General features: G+C 68.7%; 27 protein-coding genes, 3 tRNA genes and 1 pseudogene. 12 read left to right on the plus strand and 19 right to left on the minus strand.

The window, feature by feature from the left end; translation table 11 throughout:
- The first annotated feature begins 41 nt into the window (after positions 1 to 41).
- Positions 42 to 677 carry a 16S rRNA (guanine(966)-N(2))-methyltransferase RsmD gene (gene rsmD / locus ACFQY2_RS16045; protein ID WP_378747012.1) on the plus strand — a complete coding sequence of 212 codons (636 nt, stop codon included), beginning with the start codon at positions 42 to 44 and terminating at the stop codon, positions 675 to 677.
- On the opposite strand, the gene thiL is transcribed toward rsmD, so the two are convergent.
- The gene (gene thiL, locus ACFQY2_RS16050) at positions 644 to 1,654 is read right to left on the minus strand and encodes a thiamine-phosphate kinase (RefSeq protein WP_378747013.1); all 1,011 of its coding nucleotides are present in this window, start codon (positions 1,652 to 1,654) and stop codon (positions 644 to 646) included. The genes rsmD and thiL overlap by 34 nt on opposite strands.
- 23 nt (positions 1,655 to 1,677) lie before the next feature.
- On the opposite strand from thiL, the gene ACFQY2_RS16055 reads away from it, so the two are divergent.
- On the plus strand, positions 1,678 to 2,151 hold the full coding sequence (locus ACFQY2_RS16055; protein ID WP_378747014.1) for a DUF3515 family protein: 474 nt from the start codon (positions 1,678 to 1,680) through the stop codon (positions 2,149 to 2,151).
- A gap of 49 nt (positions 2,152 to 2,200) precedes the next feature.
- On the opposite strand, the gene ACFQY2_RS16060 is transcribed toward ACFQY2_RS16055, so the two are convergent.
- The 7 genes from ACFQY2_RS16060 to ACFQY2_RS16090 all read right to left on the minus strand — a co-directional run bounded on the left by ACFQY2_RS16060 (position 2,201) and on the right by ACFQY2_RS16090 (position 9,748).
- Positions 2,201 to 3,292: a D-alanine--D-alanine ligase family protein gene (locus ACFQY2_RS16060; RefSeq protein ID WP_378747015.1), complete on the minus strand. Its 1,092-nt coding sequence runs from the start codon at positions 3,290 to 3,292 to the stop codon at positions 2,201 to 2,203.
- A complete protein-coding gene (locus ACFQY2_RS16065) occupies positions 3,192 to 4,289 on the minus strand; it encodes an NAD(P)H-dependent glycerol-3-phosphate dehydrogenase (RefSeq protein ID WP_378747016.1) in 1,098 nt (365 codons plus the stop codon). The genes ACFQY2_RS16060 and ACFQY2_RS16065 overlap by 101 nt, the downstream gene beginning before the upstream one ends.
- A 34-nt stretch (positions 4,290 to 4,323) precedes the next feature.
- A complete protein-coding gene (locus ACFQY2_RS16070; RefSeq protein WP_378747017.1) occupies positions 4,324 to 5,073 on the minus strand; it encodes a lysophospholipid acyltransferase family protein in 750 nt (249 codons plus the stop codon).
- Between the two features lie 4 nt (positions 5,074 to 5,077).
- Positions 5,078 to 6,442, minus strand: a complete 1,365-nt coding sequence (gene murA, locus ACFQY2_RS16075) for a UDP-N-acetylglucosamine 1-carboxyvinyltransferase (RefSeq protein ID WP_378747018.1) — start codon at positions 6,440 to 6,442, stop codon at positions 5,078 to 5,080.
- A gap of 108 nt (positions 6,443 to 6,550) precedes the next feature.
- Positions 6,551 to 7,147 carry a 3-isopropylmalate dehydratase small subunit gene (leuD, locus tag ACFQY2_RS16080; protein ID WP_378747019.1) on the minus strand — a complete coding sequence of 199 codons (597 nt, stop codon included), beginning with the start codon at positions 7,145 to 7,147 and terminating at the stop codon, positions 6,551 to 6,553.
- 3 nt (positions 7,148 to 7,150) lie between these two features.
- A complete protein-coding gene (gene leuC, locus ACFQY2_RS16085) occupies positions 7,151 to 8,584 on the minus strand; it encodes a 3-isopropylmalate dehydratase large subunit (protein WP_378747020.1) in 1,434 nt (477 codons plus the stop codon).
- A 171-nt stretch (positions 8,585 to 8,755) separates the two neighbouring features.
- Positions 8,756 to 9,748, minus strand: a complete 993-nt coding sequence (locus ACFQY2_RS16090) for a TerC family protein (protein ID WP_378747021.1) — start codon at positions 9,746 to 9,748, stop codon at positions 8,756 to 8,758.
- Between the two features lie 225 nt (positions 9,749 to 9,973).
- Here ACFQY2_RS16090 and ACFQY2_RS16095 point away from each other — a divergent pair, with 225 nt between their 5' ends.
- The 5 genes from ACFQY2_RS16095 to ACFQY2_RS16115 are packed head-to-tail and all read left to right on the plus strand — an operon-like array spanning position 9,974 to position 14,262.
- On the plus strand, positions 9,974 to 10,531 hold the full coding sequence (locus tag ACFQY2_RS16095; protein ID WP_378747022.1) for an RNA polymerase sigma factor: 558 nt from the start codon (positions 9,974 to 9,976) through the stop codon (positions 10,529 to 10,531).
- A complete protein-coding gene (locus ACFQY2_RS16100) occupies positions 10,528 to 11,586 on the plus strand; it encodes a DUF4349 domain-containing protein (RefSeq protein WP_378747023.1) in 1,059 nt (352 codons plus the stop codon). The genes ACFQY2_RS16095 and ACFQY2_RS16100 overlap by 4 nt, the downstream gene beginning before the upstream one ends.
- Positions 11,587 to 11,645: 59 nt before the next feature.
- Positions 11,646 to 12,182, plus strand: coding sequence for an ArsR/SmtB family transcription factor (locus tag ACFQY2_RS16105; RefSeq protein ID WP_378747024.1), 537 nt, complete (start codon positions 11,646 to 11,648; stop codon positions 12,180 to 12,182).
- 1 nt (position 12,183) lies between these two features.
- Positions 12,184 to 13,431 carry an MFS transporter gene (locus ACFQY2_RS16110; RefSeq protein ID WP_378747025.1) on the plus strand — a complete coding sequence of 416 codons (1,248 nt, stop codon included), beginning with the start codon at positions 12,184 to 12,186 and terminating at the stop codon, positions 13,429 to 13,431.
- A gap of 24 nt (positions 13,432 to 13,455) precedes the next feature.
- On the plus strand, positions 13,456 to 14,262 hold the full coding sequence (locus ACFQY2_RS16115) for an SDR family oxidoreductase (protein WP_378747026.1): 807 nt from the start codon (positions 13,456 to 13,458) through the stop codon (positions 14,260 to 14,262).
- A gap of 2 nt (positions 14,263 to 14,264) precedes the next feature.
- On the opposite strand, the gene ACFQY2_RS16120 is transcribed toward ACFQY2_RS16115, so the two are convergent.
- Both ACFQY2_RS16120 and ACFQY2_RS16125 read right to left on the minus strand, forming a co-directional pair.
- On the minus strand, positions 14,265 to 14,453 hold the full coding sequence (locus tag ACFQY2_RS16120; RefSeq protein ID WP_378747027.1) for a hypothetical protein: 189 nt from the start codon (positions 14,451 to 14,453) through the stop codon (positions 14,265 to 14,267).
- Positions 14,454 to 14,525: 72 nt separating this feature from the next.
- Positions 14,526 to 14,609 (minus strand): annotated as a pseudogene (locus tag ACFQY2_RS16125) (hypothetical protein); the annotation flags it as partial.
- A 76-nt stretch (positions 14,610 to 14,685) separates the two neighbouring features.
- Here ACFQY2_RS16125 and ACFQY2_RS16130 point away from each other — a divergent pair.
- Positions 14,686 to 15,426 (plus strand): hypothetical protein, encoded by a 741-nt coding sequence (locus tag ACFQY2_RS16130; RefSeq protein WP_378747028.1) that lies wholly within the window; start codon positions 14,686 to 14,688, stop codon positions 15,424 to 15,426.
- A gap of 128 nt (positions 15,427 to 15,554) precedes the next feature.
- Here ACFQY2_RS16130 and ACFQY2_RS16135 read toward each other — a convergent pair.
- From ACFQY2_RS16135 to ACFQY2_RS16145, 3 genes are all read right to left on the minus strand, one after another.
- Positions 15,555 to 15,627: transfer RNA gene (locus tag ACFQY2_RS16135), tRNA-Glu, on the minus strand.
- 113 nt (positions 15,628 to 15,740) lie between these two features.
- Positions 15,741 to 16,766 (minus strand): LLM class flavin-dependent oxidoreductase, encoded by a 1,026-nt coding sequence (locus tag ACFQY2_RS16140; RefSeq protein ID WP_378747029.1) that lies wholly within the window; start codon positions 16,764 to 16,766, stop codon positions 15,741 to 15,743.
- A 110-nt stretch (positions 16,767 to 16,876) separates the two neighbouring features.
- Positions 16,877 to 16,949 (minus strand) — tRNA-Glu (locus ACFQY2_RS16145).
- Positions 16,950 to 17,110: 161 nt separating this feature from the next.
- On the opposite strand from ACFQY2_RS16145, the gene ACFQY2_RS16150 reads away from it, so the two are divergent.
- Positions 17,111 to 17,749: an MBL fold metallo-hydrolase gene (locus ACFQY2_RS16150; protein WP_378747030.1), complete on the plus strand. Its 639-nt coding sequence runs from the start codon at positions 17,111 to 17,113 to the stop codon at positions 17,747 to 17,749.
- A 13-nt stretch (positions 17,750 to 17,762) separates the two neighbouring features.
- Here ACFQY2_RS16150 and pepN read toward each other — a convergent pair whose 3' ends face one another.
- On the minus strand, positions 17,763 to 20,273 hold the full coding sequence (gene pepN / locus ACFQY2_RS16155) for an aminopeptidase N (RefSeq protein WP_378747031.1): 2,511 nt from the start codon (positions 20,271 to 20,273) through the stop codon (positions 17,763 to 17,765).
- Positions 20,274 to 20,332: 59 nt separating this feature from the next.
- Positions 20,333 to 21,526, minus strand: coding sequence for a trans-sulfuration enzyme family protein (locus ACFQY2_RS16160; RefSeq protein WP_378747032.1), 1,194 nt, complete (start codon positions 21,524 to 21,526; stop codon positions 20,333 to 20,335).
- A 135-nt stretch (positions 21,527 to 21,661) separates the two neighbouring features.
- On the opposite strand from ACFQY2_RS16160, the gene ACFQY2_RS16165 reads away from it, so the two are divergent.
- The gene (locus ACFQY2_RS16165) at positions 21,662 to 22,120 is read left to right on the plus strand and encodes an Lrp/AsnC family transcriptional regulator (RefSeq protein WP_378747033.1); all 459 of its coding nucleotides are present in this window, start codon (positions 21,662 to 21,664) and stop codon (positions 22,118 to 22,120) included.
- A gap of 24 nt (positions 22,121 to 22,144) precedes the next feature.
- On the opposite strand, the gene msrA is transcribed toward ACFQY2_RS16165, so the two are convergent.
- The gene (msrA, locus tag ACFQY2_RS16170) at positions 22,145 to 22,702 is read right to left on the minus strand and encodes a peptide-methionine (S)-S-oxide reductase MsrA (RefSeq protein ID WP_378747034.1); all 558 of its coding nucleotides are present in this window, start codon (positions 22,700 to 22,702) and stop codon (positions 22,145 to 22,147) included.
- Positions 22,703 to 22,849: 147 nt separating this feature from the next.
- Between msrA and ACFQY2_RS16175 the strand changes: the two genes are divergently transcribed.
- Entirely contained in the window at positions 22,850 to 23,323 is a 474-nt protein-coding gene (locus ACFQY2_RS16175) for a carboxymuconolactone decarboxylase family protein (RefSeq protein ID WP_378747035.1), read from the plus strand.
- An 11-nt stretch (positions 23,324 to 23,334) separates the two neighbouring features.
- On the opposite strand, the gene ACFQY2_RS16180 is transcribed toward ACFQY2_RS16175, so the two are convergent.
- Positions 23,335 to 24,330 carry a pirin family protein gene (locus ACFQY2_RS16180; RefSeq protein ID WP_378747036.1) on the minus strand — a complete coding sequence of 332 codons (996 nt, stop codon included), beginning with the start codon at positions 24,328 to 24,330 and terminating at the stop codon, positions 23,335 to 23,337.
- An 87-nt stretch (positions 24,331 to 24,417) separates the two neighbouring features.
- The gene (locus ACFQY2_RS16185) at positions 24,418 to 24,786 is read right to left on the minus strand and encodes a hypothetical protein (protein ID WP_378747037.1); all 369 of its coding nucleotides are present in this window, start codon (positions 24,784 to 24,786) and stop codon (positions 24,418 to 24,420) included.
- Between the two features lie 213 nt (positions 24,787 to 24,999).
- Between ACFQY2_RS16185 and ACFQY2_RS16190 the strand changes: the two genes are divergently transcribed.
- Positions 25,000 to 25,368 (plus strand): hypothetical protein, encoded by a 369-nt coding sequence (locus ACFQY2_RS16190; protein ID WP_378747038.1) that lies wholly within the window; start codon positions 25,000 to 25,002, stop codon positions 25,366 to 25,368.
- A gap of 87 nt (positions 25,369 to 25,455) precedes the next feature.
- Here ACFQY2_RS16190 and ACFQY2_RS16195 read toward each other — a convergent pair.
- Positions 25,456 to 25,527: transfer RNA gene (locus ACFQY2_RS16195), tRNA-Gln, on the minus strand.
- Positions 25,528 to 25,573 lie beyond the last annotated feature (46 nt).

Consider the following 25,573-nt stretch of genomic DNA (forward strand, 5'->3'; position numbering starts at 1 on the left):
GTGCGCACGGCCGACGAGTCCTCGTGTCGTATCGTGAACGGGTGACGAGGATCATCGCCGGAACCGCTCGCGGCATCCGACTGGAGGTGCCGGGCGCAGGCACCCGTCCCACCAGCGACCGCGTGCGGGAGTCCGTCTTCGGCGCCCTGGAGTCGCTGCAGGCGATCGACGGCGCGCGCGTCCTCGACCTCTACGCGGGCAGCGGCGCCCTCGGCCTGGAGGCCTGGAGCCGCGGGGCGCTGTCCGTCGACCTGGTGGAGCGCTCCCGGCCGGCCGCCGCGACCATCGGACGGAACATCACCGCCGTCGCCAAGGCGCTGGGAGCGCCGAGCGGAGCGAGAGTGCATCAGAGTGCCGTGAGCGCGTTCCTGAACCGCACGGCGGGCCCGTACGACCTGGTCTTCACGGACCCGCCGTACGACCTGGACGACGCGGCGATGACAGCCGATCTCCGATCGCTGACCCCGCTGCTCTCCGCCGGCGCCGTGGTCGTGATCGAACGCGCGCGGCGTTCCAGTCCTCCGGACCTGGAGGTCGCAGGGCTCTCCCTTCTGCGGGAGAAGGTCTACGGCGACACCGCCGTGTGGTGGGCCCTTCGACACGCTCAGGGACCGGAGGGACCGGCTCAGGGACCCGAGGGCGATCAACCGGAGACGACGCCGTCCCAGTCTCGGTAGGGATCCCAGCCCCCCGGGGGGATCGCGGCGCCGTCCAGCAGCACCGCATCGGCCGTGCGGGCGACGACGGAGCCGATCGCGCGGAAGCCCTCCGGCAGCACCGCATCCGTCGGGAACGTCGCCAGCAGCCCATGGTCCTCCCCGCCGCGAAGGGCGCGGGATCGATCTCCCCCGAAGGCGAGCACGTCGATCGCGGCGCTCGCGAAGTCGATCGACACCTGTGACGCCTCCGCGATCCGGCCGGCATCCAGGGCCAGTCCGTCAGACACATCCATCATCGCGGTCGCACCGGCGTCCGCTGCCGCACCGCCCAGGGCGATCGGCGGCACGGGACGCAGCTGCCTGTCCAGCGCGTGCAGCTGCCCGGCATCCATCCCGGTGCGTACCAGCGGCACCGGCGTGGTCCCCTCACGGCCCCGGTCGAACAGGATCTCCAAGCCCGCTGCCGCGGCACCCAGTTCGCCGGCGAGTGCGACGACGTCACCGGGGCGTGCGCCGCTGCGCAGCACGGCGTTCCGGCCGCCCAGGTCGCCGAGCGCGGTCACGGCGATCGTCAGCAGGTCCGAGACGGTGAGGTCTCCCCCGACCACCGCGCAGCCGGGCGCGAGCGCATCGCACGCGTCGCGGAATCCGTCGGCCATGTCGGCCACGAACGACAGCCGGACGTCCCGCGGAACGGCGAGGGCGACCAGCAGCGCGGTCGGAACCGCACCCATCGCCGCCACGTCGGCGAGGTTGACCGCGGCGGCCTTCCAGCCGAGGTCGCGGCCGCTGGACCACGCGGACCGGAAGTCCGGCCCGTCCACCAGCGTGTCCGTCGTCGCCACCACCGAACCGGACGGCACGGCGATGACCGCTGCATCGTCGCCCGGGCCGAGGAGCGCGTGACGAGCCGTGCCCGTGCGCGCGAGGATCGCTCTGAGAACCGTGCCCTCCGAGACGTCGCCGATGCGAGGGTCGTCGGAATCGGATGCCATGCCGACAACGGTAGCCTGGAATCATGCTCCGTCGTCTCGCCCCGCTCGCCGGAGTGCTGGCCCTTCTCGCCCTGTCCGGCTGCTCGAGCACCGTCGCGCTGAAGCCGGCACCGGATGCCAACAACCCGGCCTGCGCCGAGGTGACCGTGCGGCTGCCCAGCGCGATCGACGGCTTCGACCGGCGATGGACCGACGCGCAGGCCACCGGTGCGTACGGCGACCCCACCACCATCATCATCGCCTGCGGGGTGGCTGTCCCGGGGCCCACGGCCACCCTGCAGTGCGTCACGCTCGAAGGGATCGACTGGCTGGTCGATGAATCCGCGGCCCCCTGGATGCGGATGACGACCTACGGTCGGGATCCGGCCGTGCAGGTGTTCGTCGACACGAAGAAGGCCGGAGCCAACGAGGTGCTCACGAACAGCAACCTTGTCGGCGCCGTCCGGACGACCCCCGCGACGGGCGAATGCACGACCCCCGACGAGCTGCCCGAGTAGGCCTTCGACGAGCTCAGGGCCCACCCTCGACGAGCTCAGGAAGCCGAACTCACTGGCGGCTCAGTCCGGCCTCGATGAGCTCGGTGATCAGCTCGGTGTAGCTCAGGCCCGACGCGACCCAGCACTTCGGGAACATCGAGAACCGGGTGAACCCGGGCATGGTGTTGAGCTCGTTGACGATCAGCTCGCCGTCCGCCGTCACGAAGAAGTCCACCCGTGCCAGCCCTCTGCCGTCCACGGCTTCGAAGGCGCGCACGGCGGTGTCCTGCAGGCGGGTCACGAGGTCGTCGTCGACATCCGCCGGGCAGACGATCTCCACGCCCTCGCCGCCGAGGTACTTGCCCTCGAAGTCGTAGAAGCTGCGCGAGGTCAGCACGACCTCTCCGGGCAGTGACGCCCGTGCCCTGCTGCGCGCGCGCCCGGCGAGCACGCCGACCTCGATCTCACGCCCGATGATGCGCGACTCGACGAGAACCTTGTCGTCCTCCGCGAACGCGATGCGCAGGGCTTCGTCCAGCCCCTCGCCGTCCTCCACGCGGGAGACGCCGACGCTGGATCCGGCGCTCGCAGGCTTGACGAAGACCACGGCGCCCAGGCCCAGGATGCGCGCCCGCACGCCGTCCGCGTCCGCATCCCACTCGCCTCTGCGCACGGTGATCCCGGGGGCCACCGCGATTCCTGCCGCCGAGAGCGCCAGCTTCGTGAAGTGCTTGTCGAGACACACCGCGGAATCGAGGATCCCTCCGCCGGCGTAAGGCACATCGAGCACGTCGAAGAAGCCCTGGATGGCGCCGTCCTCGCCGTGCAGACCATGCAGCAGCGGCAGGACCACGTCGATCTCACCGAGATCGATCGTCGAACCGTCGGGGGCTGCGACGCGCAGCATCCGGTCGCCACCGGGCTCCGGCCAGCGCACGCGCGTGCCGTTGTCGATGACCTCGGGCATGTTCGCGGCGTCCAGCGCGAACCGGGAGGGGTCGTCCTGCTCGAGGACGAAGGCGCCGTCGCGGGTGATCCCGACCGGGATCACCGCATAGCGATCACGATCGATCGCCGCCAGCACCCCGCCCGCCGTTGCGGAACTGATCGAATGCTCGCTGGAACGCCCGCCGAAGAGCACCACCACCGTCTGCTTGTCCATGATTGGTCCTCTCCTCCTGCGGAGTGTCGTCATCGGTCGTCAGGTGCGGGGCGATGTGCCGGGGATCCATCCGCCCGTCGAGCACCATCTTCACCTGCTCGACGATCGGCATGTACACGTCGGATTCGTGCGCGAGCTGGAGGATCGGCGCCACGGAGGCGAGTCCCTCCGCGGTCTGATTCATCTGCTTCACGACGTCCTGGAAGCCGTACCCCTGCCCGAGCAGGCGGCCGGCGGTGTTGTTCCGGCTCAGCGGCGACTGACAGGTGGCGATCAGGTCTCCCAGACCCGCCAGTCCCTGCAGCGTCTCGGGCCTCGCACCGTTCGCGACGGCGAAATCCGTCATCTCGACCAGACCCCGCGTGATGATCGATGCCTTCGTGTTCTCGCCGTAGCCGACGCCGTCGACGATGCCGATCGCGACGGCGATGAGATTCTTCAGCACGCCGCCGAACTCCGTGCCGATCACGTCGGTGTTGACGAAGGAGCGGAAGTAGTGGTTGCGCGCGGTGCGCGCCACGGCATCGGCGGTCTCCTGGCTGAGCGAGGCGATCACCGCCGCCGTCGGCTGCTCGCGGGCGATCTCGAGAGCGAGGTTCGGGCCGGAGGCCACCGCGATGCGGTTCGGATCGCACCGGAGCTCCTGCTCGATGACCTGGCTCATGCGCAGCCCGGTCGTGCGCTCGACGCCCTTCATCAGGCTGATGATCGGGGCTTCGCTGTCGGCGATCAGAGGGCGCAGCGCCTTCAGGTTCTCGCGCAGCGACTGGCTGGGCACTGACAGGTAGATCTGATCGGCGCCGTCGAGCGCGCGAGCGATCTCATGCGTGGCCGCGATCGAGCGCGGCAGATTGATGCCGGGCAGATACTGGGAGTTGCGCTTGGCCTCGGAGATCTCCTGCGCCAGTTCGGGGCGCCTGGCCCACATCATCACCTGGGAGCCGCCGTCGACGAGGATCTTGCCGAACGTCGTGCCCCAGCTTCCCGCGCCGATCACCGCGGCCCGGGTTCCTGTTCCTTCCGGGGAGCGCCTAGGAGTCAAGACGCCCCGTCTCGTTCTGACCGTGCTCCGCCGGATTCCAGCGTCGTTCGGGTGCCTTCTCTCCGCGCAGCTCCTCCAGCAGGGCGGTGATCGCATTCATCAGACGATCGGTGGCCTCGTTCAGCGCGCCCGGCTCCCCCGCCCGCCCTCTCAGATCCGACAGGTCGACCGGGTCTCCGACGAGCACCCGTACGCGCTTGCGCAACGGCCACAGGCTGAGGCCTTTCTGGTACCGCCCCATGATCTGCTGGGTTCCCCACTGCGCCATGGGAATCAGCGGGATGTCGCCGGAGAGCGCCAGGCGCACGGCGCCCGACTTGCCGCGCATCGGCCACAGCTCGGGGTCGCGCGTCAGCGTTCCCTCCGGATAGACGATGACGCCACGGCCGTTCTCGACCAGCTCCCGCGACTGCAGCATCGTCTGCTTCGCGGAGGTCGCAGACGAAGCGCGGGCGACGGGGATCATTCCGGTGCGCGTGAGGACCCAGCCCAGCACGGGAATCCGGAACAGGCTCTCCTTCGCCATGAAGCGCGGAAGCCGGCCGATACGGTAGACGGCCATCGCCACGATCAGCGGATCGAACTCGGAGTAGTGATTGGGGGCGAGAACGAAGGCGCCCTGACGCGGCAGCTTGTGGGCGTCTTCGGTGGTGACCTTCGCCAGCAGCGACAGCGGGGGGATGACGATCGCCGCCAGCGGCCAGAAAAGGCTCGGACGGCTCCGCTCGGAAGCAGCCATCAGATCACCGGACGACGTCGAAGTCGGCGCCCAGCGCCAGCAGCTTGTCGAGGAACTTCTCGTAGCCGCGGCTGAGGATGTCGACACCGGACACCTGCGACTCGCCTTCAGCGGTGAGCGCGGCGATCACATGGCTGTATCCGCCGCGCAGGTCGGGCACGACGATGTCGGCAGCATGCAGCGGCGTCGGACCGGTGATGACGGCGGCCTGCTCCAGCTCGCGACGCGGCACGCGACGAGGCCCGTTCTGCAGTCCGTGCGGGTGCACGACGATGTCGGCGCCCATCTTGACGAGGGCCTGAGTGAAACCGAAGCGGTTCTCGTAGACCGTCTCGTGCACGATCGAGCGACCCTTCGCCTGGGTCAGGGCGACGATGAGCGGCTGCTGCCAATCGGTCATGAACCCGGGGTGCACGTCGGTCTCGACGACGACGGGCTTGAGCTCGCCGTCACGGCGGAAGAGGATCCCGTCCTCCTGCACGTCGAACCAGCCGCCGGCCTTGCGGAAGACGTTGAGGAAGGTGAGCATCTCCTGCTGCTTCGCGCCGGCGACGAAGATCTCGCCGTCGGTGGCCAGGGCCGCGCACGCCCAGGAAGCGGCCTCGTTGCGGTCGAAGATGCAGCGGTGGTCGTAGCCGCGCAGCGACTCGACGCCCTCGATGAGGATCACGCGGTTGGGCTCGTAGGAGATGATGGCGCCCATCTTCTGCAACAGGGCGATCAGGTCCATGATCTCGGGCTCGATGGCCGCGTTGCGCAGTTCGGTGGTGCCCTTCGCCCGCACGGCGGTCAACAGGACCTGCTCGGTCGCACCGACGCTGGGGTACGGCAGGTGGATGTTGGCGCCCCGCAACCCGTTCGGGGCGGAGAGCCGGATGCCGCTCGGCTGCTTCTCGACGATGGCGCCGAACTTGCGCAGCGCGTCGAGGTGGAAGTCGATAGGCCGGTCGCCGATGCGGCATCCGCCCAGATCGGGGATGAACGCCTGGCCGAGCCTGTGCAGCAGCGGCCCGCAGAACAGGATCGGGATGCGCGACGCACCCGCGTGCGCGTCGATCTCCTCGTAATGAGCCGACTCGACGTCGCTCGGATCGAGCAGCAGCGAGCCGGGCTCATCGCCCTCGGTGACCCGTACGCCGTGCACTTCGAGCAGCGAGCGCACGACGGCGACGTCGCTCAGGTCCGGGACATCGCGCAGCGTGCTGGTGCTCTCTCCGAGGAGAGCAGCCACCATCGCTTTGGTCGCGAGGTTCTTCGCGCCTTTGACATCGACGCGGCCGCGCAGCGGCCGGCCTCCGCGGATCGCGAGTACGGACCCGGTGGGAACCGGAGCCTCGTCGACTGAAGCGTCGCGGAGCGATGTCGTCATTCGGGCCTCTTCTTCATCAGGACAGCACGGCGGTGGCCGTGAATATCTCATCCAATCACGGCTGGTGCCGCAGGGGTTCGTGACCCCAGGCCCACCGCGCTTCCCGTTCTATCGGACGGGGAGCGTACGTGGCCGCCACGATTCGCGGCGGGCCTCGAACTGCGCGATCTTGTCTTCGTTGCGCAGCGTGAGCCCGATGTCATCGAGCCCTTCGAGTAGCCGCCACCTAGTGTAATCGTCGATCCCGATGGCGACCTGGAAGCCCCCGATCGTAGCGGTGCGCGCTTCGAGGTCGACCGTGATCTCCCGCCCGGGCTCCTCGTCGATCAGCGTCCAGATGCGTTCGATGTCGGCGTCGTCCACCGTGGCCGCCAGCAGCCCCTGCTTGCCCGAGTTGCCGCGGAAGATGTCGGCGAAGCGAGAGCTGAGCACGACCTTGAAGCCGTAGTCTCGCAGCGCCCAGACAGCGTGCTCGCGGCTCGATCCGGTGCCGAAGTCGGGACCGGCGACGAGTACGGATGCCGCGCGGAACGGCTCCTGGTTGAGCACGAACTCGGGGTCCTTGCGCCACTCGTGGAACAGCGCGTCCTCGAAACCGGTCTTGGTGACGCGCTTGAGGAAGACGGCCGGGATGATCTGGTCGGTGTCGACGTTGGAGCGCTTCAGAGCGGCGGCGACGCCGGTGTGCGTGGTGAACTTCTCCATGTTTCAGACCCCCTCGGCGACCAGGTCGCTCGGACTGGACAGTGTGCCGCGGATCGCGGTGGCCGCGGCCACGAGAGGCGAGACGAGGTGCGTGCGGCCGCCCTTGCCCTGACGGCCCTCGAAGTTGCGGTTGGATGTGGAAGCGCACCGCTCACCGGGGGCGAGCTGATCGGGATTCATGCCCAGGCACATCGAGCATCCGGCGAAACGCCACTCGGCGCCGAACGCCTCGACGATCTTGTCGATGCCCTCCGCCTCGGCCTCCAGCCGCACACGTGCAGAGCCGGGGACGACCATGACGCGAACCCCGTCTGCCTTCTTCTTGCCCTCGATGATCGATGCGAATGCCCGCAGATCCTCGATCCGGCTGTTCGTGCAGGAACCCATGAACACGGCATCCACCCGGACGTCCTTCAGCGGGGTGCCGGGGGTGAGGTCCATGTACTCCAGCGCCCGCTCGGCGTTGGCGCGCTCGTTGGCATCCGCGATGTCGGCGGGGTCCGGCACTGCTGCCGACAGCGAGCTGCCCTGACCGGGGTTCGTGCCCCACGTGACGAAGGGTTCGAGCTCGTTCGCGTCGAGGTGCACCTCGGCGTCGAAGACGGCATCCTCGTCGGTCGGGAGAGTGCGCCAGTAGGCGACCGCATCATCCCAGTCCTGCCCCTGCGGAGCGTGGGGGCGTCCCTTGAGGTAGGCGAACGTCGTCTCGTCCGGTGCGACCATCCCGGCGCGGGCTCCGGCCTCGATCGACATGTTGCAGATCGTCATGCGACCCTCCATGGAGAGGTCGCGGATGGCGCTGCCGCGGTACTCGAGCACGTAGCCCTGCCCGCCGCCCGTGCCGATCTTCGCGATGACGGCGAGGATGATGTCCTTCGCGGTCACACCGGGGCGCAGGGTGCCCTCGACATTGATCGCCATGGTCTTGAAGGGCTTCAGCGGCAGTGTCTGGGTGGCCATGACGTGCTCGACCTCGCTGGTGCCGATGCCGAACGCCATCGCGCCGAAGGCGCCGTGGGTGGAGGTGTGCGAGTCGCCGCACACCACCGTGATCCCGGGCATGGTCAGCCCGAGCTGCGGTCCGACGACGTGCACGATGCCCTGCTCGGCGTCGCCGAGCGAGTGCAGACGCACACCGAACTCGGCGGCGTTGCGTCGCAGCGTCTCGATCTGCGTGCGGCTGGTGAGATCCGCGATCGGCTTGTCGATGTTCAGCGTCGGGGTGTTGTGATCCTCGGTCGCGATCGTCAGGTCGAGCCGGCGCAGCGGCCTGCCCTCGGTGCGCAGGCCGTCGAACGCCTGGGGGCTGGTGACCTCGTGCACCAGGTGCAGGTCGATGTAGATGAGGTCGGGTTCCCCGTTCTCGCCCTTGACGACGAGGTGGTCGTCCCACACCTTCTCGGCGAGGGTGCGGGGTCGGGTGATATCACTGCTCATGTGGCGCTGTCTCCTGAGGTATCGAATCGGCCCATGCAGGATGCCGCGACGAGGAAGGCCTAGATCGAGGTCTCGTCGCGGCTGCTAAGGAGGAGAGCCGCTCGCATCCCGTCAGGCTACCACCGCGCGCGGGCGCGTCGGACCAGCGTGACATCCGCCGCCGCGGCCGGGTCAGCTCTCGACCCGGGCCGATCTCTTCTCCCGCGACGACGCGACGAGGCTCGCGACGGTGGCGACCGCCATGGACCCGAAGATGACGCCGAGGGACATCCAGTTGTCGATGTCCGGCGCCCACTCGATGGGCTTGCCTCCGTTGATGAACGGGAGCTCGTTGATGTGCATGGCGTGCAGCACGAGCTTCACGCCGATGAAGGCGAGGATGAAGGCGACGCCGTAGTGCAGGTAGCGGAGACGGTCGAGCAGGTTGCCCAGCAGGAAGTACAGCTGGCGCAGCCCCATCAGGGCGAACAGGTTCGCGGTGAAGACGATGAACGGATTCGTGGTTATGCCGAAGATCGCCGGGATCGAGTCGACCGCGAACATCAGGTCGGTGACGCCGAGCGACACGAAGACGATCAGCATCGGCGTCCAGATCTTCTTGCCGTCGACGACCGTGCGCAGCTTGGGTCCGTCGTAGGAGTCGCTGATGGGGATCACCCGACGGATCTGACGGACGATGAAGTTCTCGGTCTCCGCATCGTCCGCCTGCTTCTCGGGGAGGGACTGACGGATGGCGGTGAACAGCAGGAATGCGCCGAACACGTAGAAGATCGGGCTGAGGTGCTCCACCGCGGCGCCGACGATGATGATGAAGATCGCGCGCAGCACCAGGGCGATGATGATGCCCACCATCAGCGCCTCCTGCTGATAGCGGCGAGGCACCGAGAACTGGGTCATGATCAGAATGAACACGAACAGGTTGTCGATGGAGAGGCTGTACTCCATCGCCCAGCCGGTGAGGAAGTCCAGAGAGGTCTTGGCGTCGCCGACGACGTACAGCACGCCGGCGAAGATCAGTGCGAGCACCACGTAGAACGCGACCCAGAGCGCGGATTCCCGGGTGGAGGGGATGTGCGGACGCTTGAGGATGAGCAGCAGGTCGCCGATGAGGACGGCGGTCAGCACGACCAGCGCAGTGATCTCGAACCAGACGGGGATGTCCAAGGGAGCAGTGCCTTTCGAAGGGTGGCGGAAGATCCGAAAGTCTCTCCCCGCACCGTGGTGCGCCGCGCGGCCGGAGCAGCGATGACGATGCTCGTGATGACGATCCGCGCGATGACGGGATACTCCCCTTCGCTCGAACGATCGTACCCGAGTCTGAGACGATGAGTGATCCCTCGACACTCTCAGGTGAGAGACGAACTGCGAAAGCAACCGATCGGAACAGGAATGCCGACGAACAGCGACGACCGCGTATGGGCCGAGCGGGCAGCATCCGGTGACCAGGATGCCTTCCGCGCGATCTATCGCGCATACGTCAGGCCGGTGTACTGGATCGCGCACGGCATCCTGGGCGCCCCCGCGGATGCCGAGGACATCGCGCAGGAGACGTTCGTCGTCGCCTGGCGGAAGCTGCCGGCGCTGCAGCTGACGGGGACCTCGCTGCTGCCCTGGCTGGCGACGATCTGCCGCTTCCAGGCGGCGAACCGGCTTCGGGTGCTGCGGCGCGATCGGGCGAACACGGCGGACAGTCTGGACGAGACGATCCCCGACACGGTCAGCGTGGAGGATCAGGTGATCTCGGCCGAGCTCGCGGAGCGCATCGCCGACGAGGTCGGCGGGCTCGACGAACTGGATCGCGCCATCTTCCGCCTCTGCGCGGTCGATGGGTACGCCTACCAGGTGGCGGCGGAGGAGCTCGGGGTCAGTCATGCCGTGGTCCGCAACCGTCTCTCCCGGGTGCGCACGCGACTTCGCGGCGCGGTGAAGGAAGTGAGAGACGCATGAGCGAGAACACCGGCATCGCACTGCCGCCGCTGAGCGACGAGAGCATCGCCCGGATCGAGAGCGCCGTATTCGACGAGATCGGCGAGGAGGCTGCGGAGCCCGAGCGTCGTGGGCAGCAGACCCACCGGGTGCGTCGCCGCTGGGTGACGGGGTTGAGCATCGCGGCCGCGTTCGTCGTCGGTGCGCTCATCACGCCGCCACTGATCTCGGTGGTGTCGGCCGGCCAGGGAGCCGCGGATTCCGCGGCGGATGGCGTGAGCACCACGTTCGACGGCGGGCCGGTTCCGGCGATCGGGCAGCCCGAGATCATGAGGGATGCGGGCGGAGCAGTCGGCGCGGCGGACGAGGCGGTGGATGCCGACCGCGACATCATCACGACTTCTCAGCTGACGCTGCGGGTCGGCGATGTCGCGAAGGCCGCGGATGCCATCGCCGACCTGGCCGCGGCGCAGGGCGGTTATGTGGAGTCGACCGACCTCGGTCTGGCGCCCGGCGCCCCGATCGATTCGACCAGAGAGCCGTCGCCGGACCGCGGCGAAGGCTGGATCAGCATCCGCGTCCCCGCTGCGAAGCTGTCCGACGCGATGCGGGCCGCCGAGGCAGAAGGTCAGGTGCTCGGGTCGTCGATCTCCCGCCAGGACGTCACGTCGACGGCTGTCGACCTGCGGGCGCGCGTGGGCGCCTCTCGTGCGTCGGTGCAACGGCTGACCGAGCTGATGTCCAAGTCGGGGTCGGTCGCGGATCTGATCGCGGCCGAGTCGGCGCTGAGCGAGCGTCAGGCCCAGCTGGAGAGCTACGAGCAGCAGCTGAAGAGCATCGACGAGCAGGTGGCGATGTCGAGCATCCGCATTCAGCTGACCGAGCGCCCGACCGCGACGACCGCAGATCCGGCCGGGTTCGCTGACGGACTCCTCGCGGGCTGGAACGGGCTCATCATCTCGCTGAACGCGCTCGTGGTGGCTTTCGGATTCCTGCTCCCCTGGCTCGCGATCGCCGGCGTAGCCCTCCTCGTGATCTGGCTGATCCGGCGTCGCCGACACCGCACCGCGCCTTGATTTTCCGCGGTATACAAGAAGCCTTGTGAGTATTCGACTTCGGCTTTAGCGTGGTGGCCGTGGAAGACATCTCGGTCATCACGGCCATCTCGCATCCGCTCCGACGACGCATCGTCGACCGTCTCCTGCTGCACGGCGCGACCCAGGTCGGTGTGCTCGCCCGGGCGCTCGACGCGCAGGTGGGCAGCATCAGCCATCATCTGCGGATGCTGCAGAAGGCGGGCGTCGTCGAACAGGTCGACCCGCCGGACGGCGATCGACGTGCCAGCTGGTGGCAGCTCGCCCGGCGGTCGTTCAGCTGGTCCTCGGCGGATTTCGACTCCCCGTCGGATGCCCTGCTCGCCCGGGAGGCGCAGCGCGCCAACGTGCGCAATCAGCTGGAGCGCCTGCAGCGGTGGTACCGCGTCTCGGCGCAGAGCGAGATCGAAGCGTTCAACACCGATTCACTTGCCTGGGCGACGCCCGAGGAGCTGTCGGATCTCCAGCACCGACTGAGCGCCATGCTCGACGAGTGGAGGGCAGGGATCGACCGCGAGGACGGCCAGGAGCGCATGCCGGTGTACTTCTTCGCCCACGGCTTCCCGACGGAGGTGTGAGATGACCACGGGTGAACCGCGGATGCTGCATCGTCCGCCTGCCTTCCGGAAGGACCGCATGGTGCAGGCCTGGCTCACGATCAAAGCGGTGTCGGATGCGGGCGACGCGGTGTTCCTGATCGCATTCGCCTGGACGGCGGTGCAGATCGCCTCCCCCGCGGTCGCCGGACTCGTGGTCGCGGCGGGCACCCTGCCGCGTGCCGTGGTGCTGCTGATCGGCGGCGCCTACGCGGATCGCGCAGACGCCAGGCGGCTGATGATCCTGTTCAACATGCTGCGGATCGTGGTGCTGGTCACCGTCACGGTGTGGTGCCTCGCGACGACACCCACCGTCGCGCTGCTGTTGGCGGCGAGCGTGGCCTTCGGCCTGTGCGACGCCTTCTTCGAGCCGGCTGCGGGCACCATGCCCCGGCAGCTGGTGGACGTCGCGGACCTGCCCGCCTACTCCGCTCTCAGCCAGACCCTGTCGCGTCTGGGCACGATGGCGGGTTCGGCGATCGGCGGGTTCCTCGTCGCGGCGTACGGCATCGCGGGCAGCGCGGGCCTGAACACGGTCACCTACGTGGTCGTCGTCGTCTTCATCCTGCTGTGCCTGCGGCCGCGCTTCGCGCTGCCGCGTTCGGGTGCGCAGCAGAGCGTGCTGCGTGACGTCGCTGACGGCTTCCGGCACCTCGGGCGGGAGCGCGCCACCCGCACGCTGGTAATCGCGCTGTCCGGGTTGAACCTGGCGGTCGGACCGGCGATCTCGATCGGACTGACTCTGCAGGCGACCGCGAGGGGCTGGGGCGCCGGCGCTGTGGGCGTGTTCGAAGCGCTGGTCGGCGGCGGCGCCATGATCGGCGCCCTGGTGGTCGTGCGCTGGCGTCCGCGCCACGAGGCGGTGGGCGGTTTCAGTGCGCTGATCGCTCAGGGCATGGGCATCATTGCGCTCGGTGTCGGCTCTCCCGTCGTGGTGGGTGCCGGATGCCTCGTGGTCGGCCTGACCGCCGGGTTCGCCTCGGTGCTGCTCGGCTCGACGTTCGCGGCGACGGCGGCACCCGATCATCTCGGCAGGCTCGGGTCGATTCTGCGACTGGGCGATGATTGTCTGATGCCGCTCGCGATGGCCGCGTTCGGGCTGCTCGCGGGCATGCTTCCGCTCTTCGTGCCGTTCGCGCTGTACGGCGGCGCGATGGCGCTGCTGATGATCATGCCGTTGCGCAATCCGCAGATCCGGCGCATCGCGCTGTCAACCCCTGTCGATTCGTGAGCCGCTCCGGATAGCCTTCCCGGCATGATGACAGACGACTTCCTTCCCCGCCACGCCATCGTCACGGCCTCCGACTCCGGCATCGGCGCAGCCACCGCCATCGCCCTCGCCGACGCCGGAATGGATGTCGGCATCACGTGGCACAGCGATCAGGAGGGGGCCGAGCGGACAGCGGCGGCGGTGCGCGAGCGGGGCCGCACTGCCGTGGTCGCGCGTTTCGATGCGACCCAGTTCGATGCTGTGCCGGGCGTCATCGACGATCTGCGCGACCGACTGGGCGGACTGGACGTGTTCGTGAACAACGCGGGCGCGAGCACACCCCGATCGGTTCTGGACATCTCGATGCAGGAATGGCTGGACACGATGGCTCTGAACGTCGACGGTGCATTCCTCGGGATGCAGACCGCCGCGCGGCACATGGTGCGTGCCGGCTCGGGTGGTCGGCTGATCGCGGTGACCAGCGTGCACGCGCACCAGCCGCGCGTCGGTCTGGGGGCGTACATCGCCGCCAAGCACGCTCTCTCCGGGCTGATCAAGACAATGGCGCAGGAGCTGGGCGGCCACGGGATAACGGCCAACGCCGTGGCGCCGGGTGAGATCGCCACGGCCGCCAGCGGACGCACCTCCGAGGATGCCGAGCGCACGCACCGACCGGGCATCCCGCTGAGCCGGCCGGGCAAGGCCGAGGAGGTCGCGGCCGTGATCGCCTTCCTGGCTTCTCCCGCGTCGAGCTATGTCACGGGCGCCGACTGGTCGGTGGACGGCGGGATGCTGCAGATGGGTCCGGAAGCCGGTTCGCATGTGCAGGATGATTCCTGGCGCGAGGTGTGACATCAGAACGGCGCGAGGGGTCCCAGTGCGGTGGCCCACGGGCCGGCCCGTCGTTGCGCGGGGACACGGCTGGGAGCGTCGCCCGGAAAGGCGTCGGTGAAGGTGACCGTGTTGGGTTGCGGCGGCTTGTCGATGTAGACGCGGCGGGTGGGACTCGTCCATTCCAGCAGCCCGTCGCCGAGTTGTCGCACCTGCCAGGGTGAGTGGTGTCTGAGGATGTGGTGTCGCCGACAGAGCGCCGCGAGGTTCGCTTCGTCCGTGGGACCGCCGGCGGCGGCGTCCTGCGTGTGATCGAGGTCGCTGTGGCGGGCGGGGATGCCGCAAACCGGGGAATCGGCAGCGTTGATCGCGACCGATCAGGTGTCGTTTCAGTGATTCGGAGGGCCGGTAGCGGTCCACGGCGAGCACCCCTCCGGTGACGGGGTGGGTGAGCACCCGGTCCCATCCCGCGGCGGCGCCGGCCAGCGTGCGAGCCGTGACCGGATCGATCGGGCACCGTCCGTCGAGTTCTGCGGCGGGCCCGGGCTCGCCCATCAGCGTGGTGACCGGGACGGTGACATTGATGTGCGCGGCGATCGCCGACAGCAGCCCGTCAGCAGTGTCGTGCCCGGCCGGCGTGCCGGTCAGCAGCAGATCCAGGGCGAGATCCGCCCGCGTCTGCGACAGGGTCCGCGGATCGACGGCACTCGAGGCAGCCGTGTCGCCAGCAGCACCAGCACCAGCACCAGCACCAGCACCAGCACCAGCACCAGCACCAGCACCAGCACCAGCACCAGCGTGCTGGTCGAGAGCCTGGCCGTCGGCGGTCTGGCCGCTGGCATCCGTCTGGCGATCGGCATCCGTCTGGCGATCGGCATCCGTCTGGCGATCGGCATCCGTCTGGCGGGAAGCGGCAGCGACGGTCTTGGCCATCTCGGTGAGTCGTTCGTACGCGCCATGCCGTACTACAGCCCTTCGGACGCGGCTGCGGGGTTCCAGCAGATTCGGTACCAGCAGGCGATCGAGTCTGCTGGCGCGGCGGTTGACGCCGGTGACGTCGACGCCGTGCGCACGATATGGAACGACACCCTCAAGGGCATGTTCGTGAACCAGGAGACCATCGCAGCGATCCAGAAGGTCGTCGACGCTGGCGACCTCGACGCGCTTCGCCAGCTCTTCTCCTGACTCAGCACCACGGAGCAGCGCGCCTGCCGGCGCGGGCGCCCAAGCCGGAGAACACGAGAGGTGCGAGCAGCCTGCGCGTCACCGGAGGAATGCGAAAACCCTCGGCATGGCCGAGGGCTTTCGGTCAGTGACCCCAGCGGGATTCGAACCCGCGTTACCGCCGTGAGAGGGCGGCGTACTAGGCCGCTATACGATGGGGCCGTCACTGCAACCGTTCAAGTATGCCATGACGACAGAGCCGGTCAAAATCGGCACCGCGCACCCGCTCAGCGGCTCAGCGGCTCAGCGGCTCAGCGGCTCAGCGGCTCAGCGGCTCAGGCGAGCATGTCCTTCACCAGCGGAACGACCTTCTCCCCGTACAGCCCGATGGAGTTCATCATCGTGTCATGGCTGATCTGACTCTGGTCGTACTTGAAGTCGAAGCGGTCCACGCGCAGTGTCTTCAGCGTCGCGACGATCTTGCGCGCCACCGTCTCCGGCGATCCGACGTACAGCGACCCCGTCTCGATCTCGCGCTCGAAGTCGCCCACCGCCGGCGGCGCCCAGCCGCGCTCCTGGCCCAGGCGCGTGCGCATCGCGACCCAGCCGTCGTGCGTCAGCGCGCGGGCCTGCTCGTCGGTCTCGGCGACCAGGCCGGGCGAGTGCACCGCGACGGGTTTGTGCTCGACGCCGAACTGATCCTGTGCACGGTCGAAGAGGTCGATGTACGGCACGAATCGCGATGCCGGACCTCCGATGATCGCGAGGGCCAGGCCGAAGTTGTACCGCGCCGTGCGGACGACCGAGTCCGGGCTGCCGCCGACACCCACCCAGGTCGGCAGCCCGCCGGCCGTCGTCGGGAAGACGCGCTGATTCTCCAGAGCGGCCCGGGTGTTCCCCTGCCAGGTGACGGGCTCCTCCTTCAGCAGCTGCGACAGCAGGTCGAGCCGCTCCTCGAACAGCTCCTCGTACTGGCGCAGGTCGAAGCCGAACAACTGGAACGATTCGATGAACGATCCCCGCCCCACGACGATCTCGGCGCGGCCGTCGGAGACGGCATCCAGCGTCGCGAAGCGTTCGAAGACCCGCACCGGGTCATCCGAACTCAGTACCGTCACCGCGGAGCCGAGGCGGATCCTCTCGGTACGGGACGCGATCGCCGCCAGCACCATCTCGGGGCTGGAGACCGCGAAGTCGGGACGGTGGTGCTCCCCCACCCCGAAGGAGTCCAGACCCGCCCTGTCGGCGAGCACGGCCTGCTCGACGATGTCTCGGATCACCTGCGGATGCGGCACGGGCGAGCCGTCGGAGTCCGTCGTCACGCCGCCGAACGTGTCGAGTCCGAATTCGATGTCAGCCATGCCACACACAACCTCATCCTCGAAGAATTCATTCCGACGCATAGATATCATCCCCTGCGATCAGGGAACGACGAAGGCCCCCCGATGTCTCGGAGGGCCTTCCGTGTCTGTGACCCCAGCGGGATTCGAACCCGCGTTACCGCCGTGAGAGGGCGGCGTACTAGGCCGCTATACGATGGGGCCGTCCGGCCCCGGAGGGCCGTTCAGGCAACCGTTCAAGTGTGCCATGGCGCCTGAACCAGTCCAAATCAGGCGACCTGCACCGCTCGGATCGGGCGTGTCGCTCGGGCGCCTGCACCCGCCGGAGTTTGCCGACGTCGAGCTGAGAGGTGTTGAATCTGCTCATGCGTCTCACCAAGTTCGAACACGCCGCACTCCGCCTGGATCACCTCGGGCAGACCCTGATCATCGACCCGGGGACGTTCACCGCGCCGCTGGACGACCTCTCGACTCTCGTCGCCGTCGTGATCACCCACGAGCATCCCGATCACTGGACGCTCGAGCATCTCGACCGCCTGCTCGGCGCCGCGCCGGGGATTCCGATCTTCGCCCCGTCGGGCGTCGCCGCGGCCGCGGAGGGCTACGACATCACGGTCGTCGCACCCGGCGAGAGCGTGACGGCGGGGCAGTTCGACATCCGCTTCTTCGGCGGACAGCACGCCGTCATCCACGCCTCGCTGCCGACGGTCGAGAACATCGGCGTGCTCGTCAACGACGAGCTGTACTACCCGGGTGACTCGTATGCGGTCCCCGAGGGCGTACGGGTCCACACACTCGCCGCGCCACTGGGCGCGCCCTGGCTCAAGATCGGCGACGCGATGGACTTCGTGCTGGCCGTCGCCCCGAGGCGGGCCTTCGGCACCCACGATGTGCCCCTCTCCGAGATCGGTCGCACGATGCATCAGCAGCGTCTGCAGTGGGCGGCGGAGCAGGGCGGCGGGCAGTACCACGACCTCAGGGCCGGAGACTCGATAGAGCTCTGACCGCGCTGCGGGCTCAGCCGTGCTGAGCCGCACGGACGCGCAGGTCGCGCGCGAGGTCGTCCCGGCACTCGATCACCAGGCGGCGCAGCGCCCCGGGCGCGTCCGTGTTCCGTTCCAGCCAGGCATCGGCGTGTGCGGTCGTCGGCGACGCGGGGAAGAGCCCGACCACGAGACGCTGGGCCAGCTCGATGCTGCGCGCCGACCAGACGTCGCGGATGCGTTCGAAGTACTCCTCGTCGAACGAGGCGATGAGGTCTCGTCGCCCCCCGGCCCGGAAGCCGCCGATCGTGGCATCCAGGTGGTCGTTGGTGAGCGTCCCGTCGTTCCAGGCGGAGTCCCATGCCGCCGCACGCGTCGCGGCGTCCGGCAGCGACGCCAGCGCGCGGATCTCGGCGGTGCGGCCGGTCGCGGTGTCGTCCTGCACACGCTCGGCGGCGATCTCGGCCGTCGTCGCATGACCGGTCGTCGCGAGCGCCGTCAACATCATCCACCTCAGGTCGGCGTCCACCGGCAGGCCGCGCGGTGCACGACCGTCGAGGATGCCGCGCACGTCATCGGCCCGGGCGTCGCTGAACCCCGATGCCTCGGCGAAGGCGCGCGCCCAGGCCAGCTGTGCGTCCCCGCCGGCATCCGCGGACTGCAGCGCGGCCCAGGTCGAGTCGACCCAGGCGCGGCTCTGACCCTCACGGGCATTGTCGGCGACGTAGTGGCGCACAGCGAAGGACGCGTTGGCGAGCACAGCGGTGAGCAGGGCGATGTTCGGCTCGGCCGGAGCGTGCCGTCGCACGATGTCGAGGTAGTGCTCGGCGCCGAGCTCGCCGTCGCGCGTCGCGTTCCACAGCGATGACCACACCAGTCCGCGCACGAGGTCGTCCTCGAGCGCGGACAGCGACTCGGTCACGGTGGCCAGGGAGCGCTCATCGAGCCGCGCCTTGGCGTAGCTGAGATCGTCGTCGTTGAGCAGCACCAGGTCGGCATCCGGGATCTCCACCGGCGTGCGCTCGTCCTCGATGCCGAGCTCGATGCGCTCCCGCAGCGCGAGCCGGCCCTCGTGCAGGTCGTACACACCCACCCGCAGGCGGTGCGGGCGCGGGCCCGCGTCGCCACCGTCCTGCACGAGCGTGCGGCGGCCCTCGCCATCCGTCTCCAGCCACAGCGTCGCGACGCCGCTGGTCTCCAGCCACGCGCGCGACCAGGCACGCAGATCCTCGCCGGAGACCTCCTCGAGCTTGTCGAGCAGGGCGCCGAGCGTCGTGTTGCCGAAGGCATGGGCGGAGAAGTAGCGACGCGCGCCCTCGAAGAACGCCTCCTCACCGACGAATGCGACGAGCTGCTTGAGCACGGCGGCGCCCTTCGCGTACGTGATGCCGTCGAAGTTCAGCTTGGCCGCCTCGAGGTCGGGGATGTCCGCGACGATCGGGTGGGTGGTGGGCAACTGGTCCTGCCGGTACGCCCAGGTCTTGCGGCTGTTCGCGAAGCGCGCCCAGGCGTCGGTGAACCGGGTCGCGGTCGCCGAGGCGTGCGTGCCCATGTAGTCGGCGAAGGACTCCTTGAGCCACAGGTCGTCCCACCAGCGCATGGTGACCAGATCACCGAACCACATGTGCGCCATCTCGTGGAGGATCGTGTTCGCCCGTCCGCCGCGCTGCGCGTCGGTCGCGGCGCCGCGGTTGATGTACGACTCGGTGAAGGTGACCAGACCCGGGTTCTCCATGGCTCCGAGGTTGTATTCGGGAACGAAGATCTGATCGTATTTGCCCCACGGGTAGGGGTAGGCGAAGGCGTCGCTGAAGAAGTCCAGCCCCTGCCGCGTGATCTCCAGGATCTCATCGGCCTCCAGGTGCTCGGCCAGCGATGCACGGCACAGCACACCCAGGTCGATGCGCTGCTCGCCCCGCGACCACTCCCCGTCGATGCGCGCGTAAGCGCCTGCGGCCACCGCGGTGATGTAGCTGGAGATCGGCAGCGTCGGCGCGAACTCCACCCGCTGCATGCCGATCCCCTCGTGCACGCGCTCGGGCGACTGGTTGGAGAGCACATGCCATCCGGCGGGCACGGTGACGTCGAAGGTGTACGAGGCCTTCATATCCGGCTGCTCGAAGCACGCCATGACGCGGCGCGAATCGGCCGGCTCGTACTGCGTGTACAGGTACGTCTCACCGTCGACGGGGTCATGGAAGCGGTGCAGGCCCTCGCCCGAACGGCTGTAGGCCGCGATCGCCTCGACGCGCACCTCGTTGTGCTCCTCCAGGCCGTCCAGGAAGATGCGCGCACCGTCGTACCGCACATCGCGCTCCTCGCCGTTGATGACGACACGGGAGACGGTCTCGCCGATGAAATCCAGCCAGGTCTCCGGCGCCGCGGCGTCGAAGGTCAGAGTCGTGACGCTCGGGAACCCCGTCCGCGCCCGCTCGGGGGCACCGGTCAGATCCAGCTCCACCCGGATGCCGTGCACGGTGATGCGCGACGCCCGCTCAGCAGTCTCTTCACGGCTGAGGTTGGCGGTCGCGTTCGCAGAACTCATTGCTCCATCGTGTCACGTCGGTGGGACCTTCGCAGGTGGTGGCGAGGTCGTCAGGACCCTCAGACCGAGACGGTCGGGGACTGCGCCTTGGCGAGCGCCTGCTCGAGATCCGCGAGCAGATCGTCGACGTTCTCCACCCCGACCGAGAGGCGCACGATGTCCGCCCCTGGTCGCGCCTCCGCCGCCACCGGACGGTGCGTGAGGGCGGCCGGGTGCTGGATCAGCGAGTCCACTCCCCCGAGCGAGACCGCGTGCGTGAACAGGCGCACGGCTCCGGTGAGCGCCTCCGCCGCGGCGTATCCACCGGCGAGCCGGATCGCGATCATCGCGCCTCCGCCCCGCATCTGCCGCCCGACGATGCCGCGGACGTCGTTCAGCTCCGGGTAGAACACCTCGGCCACCGCGGGGTTGTCCCGGAGCCGCTCGACCATCGCGCGCGCGTTCGCCTGCTGCGCCTGCAACCGGACCGGCAGGGTCGCGAGCCCGCGGTGCAGCAGGTAGGCGCCCAGCGGATGCAGCAGTGCCCCGGTGATCGCGCGGACCCGTCGTAGAGCCTGAGCCGTCTTCTCGGAGCACGCGATGACGCCGGCGATCACGTCGCCGTGTCCGCCGATGTACTTCGTCGCACTGTGCAGCGACATGGCGGCGCCCAGGTCGAGCGGGTTCTGCAGCAGCGGTGTCGCGAAGGTGTTGTCCACCATCACCGGGACGCCCTGGGCCTGCGCGACGACCGCAGCGATGTCGACGAGATCGAGAGTCGGGTTCGCGGGTGTCTCCAGCACGACCAGGCCCGTGTCCGGGCGGATGCTGTCGTGCACCTCGTCCTCGTGGCAGAAGGTGACCTCCGCACCGAGCAGCCCCGAGTCCAGCAGGTGGTCGGTGCCGCCGTACAGCGGGCGCACCGCGACGATGTGGCGCTTTCCCGCGCCGGTGATGTGCGAGAGGATCGCCGCGGTCGTCGCGGCCATGCCGGAGCTGAAGGCGACGGCGGCCTCGGCGTGCTCGAGCTCGGCCAGCGCCTCCTCGAAGCGGGCGACCGTCGGGTTCCACAGGCGGGCGTAGACGTTGCCGCCGTCGGGCTGGGGATGCCCGCCGTTCGCCATCGATTCGTAGGAGTCGCCGCCGTGCAGGATGTCCGGGAGCGGATTGGTCGACGACAGGTCGATCGGGGCGGCGTGCACCCCCAGCGCGGCGAAATCGGATCGTCCGGCGTGGACGGCGACGGTGTCGGGATGCAGGGGCAGGTCGGACATGACACCAGGATGCTCCCTGCGGCGCGCACCTGCCAGCGTCGTTGTTCGCCGATCGCCCCTCCGCGGGCTTAGGTTGTTCTCAGAGCAAAGATGCGGACTCATCGGGAGCGAGAATTGGCAGCAGGGCATTCCGCCGTGGCGGACGAACTCGATCTGCGCATCCTCGCCGCGCTGACCGCGCAGCCGGATGCACCGGTCAAGCAGCTCGCGACGGTTCTCGGCATCCCGGCGTCGACGTGCGCCTTCCGCTTGCGCGCGCTGCGCTCGCGCGGTGTGATCACCGGCCTGCGGGTGGTCATCGATCCGGCAGCCTTGGGTGCGACCGTGCAGGCGATGATCCGGGTGCGGCTCGCCAACCACAACAAGAACGGGGTCGACGCGCTGTTCGACGCCCTCGTCGGGACCCCAGGTGTGCTGCAGGTCTTTCACATCGCCGGCGCCGACGACTTCCTCGTGCACGTCGCGGTGACGGATGCCGCAGCGTTGCGCGACATCGTGCTGGAGCACATCACCGTGCACGACGTCGTGCGCGCGACGGAGACGCAGCTGGTCTTCGAGCGGCGCGAGGGCGACGGAATGCTGCCGAGGAGCTGACCCGGCGCGGTCAGCGCCTCGGGCTCACGCCACGGTGGTGGCGTCACGCCGTGGGAGCACCCAGCCGGCACGCGGGAAGTGGCAGGTGTACCCGTCGGGGTAGCGCTGCAGGTAGTCCTGATGCTCGGGCTCGGCCTCCCAGAACGGACCCGGCTGCTCGATCGTGGTGACGACCGCTCCCGGCCAGAGACCCGAGGCGTCGACGTCGGCGATCGTGTCGCGGGCGATCCGCTCCTGCTCGGTGTCCAACGGGAAGATCGCCGACCGGTAGCTGGTGCCGATGTCGTTGCCCTGGCGGTTCAGCGTGGACGGATCGTGGATCTGGAAGAAGAACACGAGGATGTCGCGGTAGGTGGTCTTCGTCGGGTCGTAGACGATCTCGAGGGCCTCGGCGTGACCGGGGTGGTTGCGATAGGTCGCGTGGTCGTTCTCGCCGCCCGTGTAGCCGACCCGGGTGGCGAGCACACCGGGCTGACGGCGGACGAGGTCCTCCATGCCCCAGAAGCAGCCGCCCGCGAGCACGGCCGTCTCGGTGCCCGGCCGTCGGGTGATTGCGCCTGTGTCGCTGATGCCGTTGGTCATCACGGTGCTCCTCTGCTCGTCGGTGGTGTCGCTGTTCCATTGTCCCCCTTGCACGACACCGCAGCACCGCACTGGGGAATGCCGCCGAAGCCCTCTAGGTTGGTGCTGACGGCGGTTCGCCGCGCCACCCGCATCCGAGGAGGAGTCATGCGTCCGTATCTGGACAAGTCCGCGCCCGAGGTCTGGAAGGCGGCAGCGGCCTACTCGGCGGCCGTCGCCAAGCACGCGGAGAGCAATGGACTCTCCGTGCAGGAGGCGGAGTACATCAAGGTGCGCGCCTCGCAGCTGAACGCCTGCTCGTTCTGCCTGGACCTGCACTCGCGTGAAGCGCGCGCTGCCGGCATCCCGCAGCAGAAGCTCGATCTGCTTCCGGCCTGGCGCGAGACGTCGCTGTTCACCGAACGCGAGACCGCGGTCCTCGCCGTGGCGGAGGCTGCCACGCGGATGCCGTTGAGCGAGGAGTCCAAGGCGGACCTGGCCGGCGCGCGTGCGGTGCTGGGTGACGCCGCGTTCGGCGCCGCGGAGTGGGTCGGATTGACCATCAACACGTTCAACCGGATCTCGATCCTCAGCGAGCACCCGGTGCGTCCGCGCGGCGACGATGGGCAGCTGCTGGCCTGACCCGGTCCCCGCTACTGCCGCGGGCGCAGTGTGACCGTCGGCATGGGCGGCGCGGGAAGCGCGGCGAGCTGGCCGTCGGCGTAGGGACCGAACAGCGCCGGCTTCCCTGCGTCGCGCGGGTCGTGCGGTTCGAAGCCGAGTTCGGCTTGGTATCTCCGGCGGAACTCGACGATCTCGTCGTGACTGCGACCGATGAAGTTCCACCACATCACGATCTGCTCTCCCAGTGGCACCCCGCCGAGCAGGATCACTCTGGCGCCGTCGGCGCCGGCCTCGATGCGCAGCGTGTCGGCGCCGGTCGGTGCGTAGCCGAGACGGCGATGCGACACGGGTGTGCCGTTCATGACGATGGTCCCGGTCTCCGCGAGCGCCGCGTGCTCGAAGTCGGCGCGGGCCTGCAGGATGACCTCGGCATGGGGCCTGAGGATGATCTCGGCACCGAGCAGGTCGGGTGTGCGGGTGTCGACCGGTGAGGTCGCCCCGTGCAGCGATCCGATGAACACGCGCAGCTCGGCCCCGGGCAGTGCGATCGGCGCGGGGATGTAATGCGCGAAGTCGTGCGCGGAGAAGCGAGTGGCGTCCGGCATCGCGTACCAGAGCTGCACACCGTGCAGGACGGTCGTCTCCGGTGTGCTGATCTCCTGATGCGTGATGCCTCGGCCGGCGATCATGAGGTTCAGCTCGCCTGGCAGCACCGCAGCGGCGACGCCGTTCGAGTCCAGGTGGTCGATCCGCCCGGTGAAGAGCCACGAGACCGTCGCGAGACCGGTGTGCGGATGCCGGGGCACGACCATTCCCCCGGAGTCGGAGACGTCGTCGGGGCCGTAGTGATCGAGGAAGCACCAGGCGCCGACGAGTGAGCGCTGCTTCTGCGGCAGGGTGCGGTACACGGTCATCGCCCGCGGTCCGCCGAGGGGCACCTCACGCGGTGTGAGCACCTCGACGTCGGTGCAGGGCAGACCGGGTTGCAGGACGCTCTCAGGCGGGTTCTTCTCCAGGTTGGTCATGCGGACCTCCTCCGGCGTGCAGACTCGTGCTGGTGTCAGCGTAGCGCCAGCCGAGCTGGAGCGATCGATCCGCTGGGGGCTCTGCGGCTAGCCGCGGTCGCCGGCTTTGCCGCCCTTGTCGATTTCGTCGAGCAGATCCTTCAGTGCCTTCTCGATGGACTCGTGGTCGTACTGTCCTGCTCGGCTCTCGCCGGAGATGACGGCGCACCGGTGCAGCTTGCGGAAGTCGCCGAAGGGGAATTTGCAGCGCCCTTTGGTCCCTTCGCTCTCCTCGGTGTCCTCGCCGAGATGCCACCGCGCGAACTCCGCCATGCCGTGATCGTCGATGAAGGCGTTCTCCTCGTCGGTGCTGGGCGCGTGCTCACTCCAGTCATCGCGCTCGTCGCGTTCGACCTCTCCATCGCGAAGCAGGCTGCGCGCAAGTGAGAGCGCTTGCTTGTTCAACCGCACCACCATATGGGATTCTCCTTCCGATCCGGTTCGGTCCAGGTGATCGGACCACTCGACACGATGCCGTCAGGGCCGCGCGTGCAGAAGGGCCTGGTGGGCATCGGCGCTCGGTGATAAACGCAGAGGGGGAAATCACCGTCTAGCGCGAGAACGCTGGGGAATCCACCCCGTTTTCAGACGCGGTTCATCGCGCGATGCTGGGTGCAACAGGAGGTTCCCATGTCTCACCGCACGCCCGACCCCGGAGGCTCTGGACCCGGCCTCGACCCGACGAAGGTGATCAGCCAGCCCGCGCTGCAGACATCGTCCGGCGTGATCTGGCTGGTCTCCTCGAGCATTTTCACTGCTGTGTGCCTGGTCCCGTTGATAGGCATCGTCGTCTCAGGCGGCGGCGCGGCCGCCGTCGCGCTGGTCGCGGTGGTCCTGCTGGTGTGCCTGCTCGCGGCGATGTTCCTCGTGCGCTTCCAGGCTGATCCCGGGCCGCGTCGGCTGAAGTGGCTCGCGGCCTGCATGCTGGCGATGGCGGTCGTGGCGCTGCTCGCGATGATCATCTGCGTGGCCATCGTCTGGGGGTCCGCCGGGCGCTGACCGGGTGCGCACGGCCAGCCGTCGCCTTCGATGACAGAAGCCCGGGTGGACCCGCATCATGCGGATTCCCGGGCTTCTGTGGAAGTGCTGGGGTACCTGGACTCGAACCAAGAACAACTGAACCAGAATCAGCCGTGTTGCCAATTACACCATACCCCAAGGGCGAAACCGGAGCCTCGCACCGAGGTTCAAGCTTACCCGACCG

The sequence above is a fragment of the Microbacterium sp. GCM10027623 genome, assembly GCF_042666935.1.
Classification (GTDB): Bacteria; Actinomycetota; Actinomycetes; order Actinomycetales; family Microbacteriaceae; genus Microbacterium.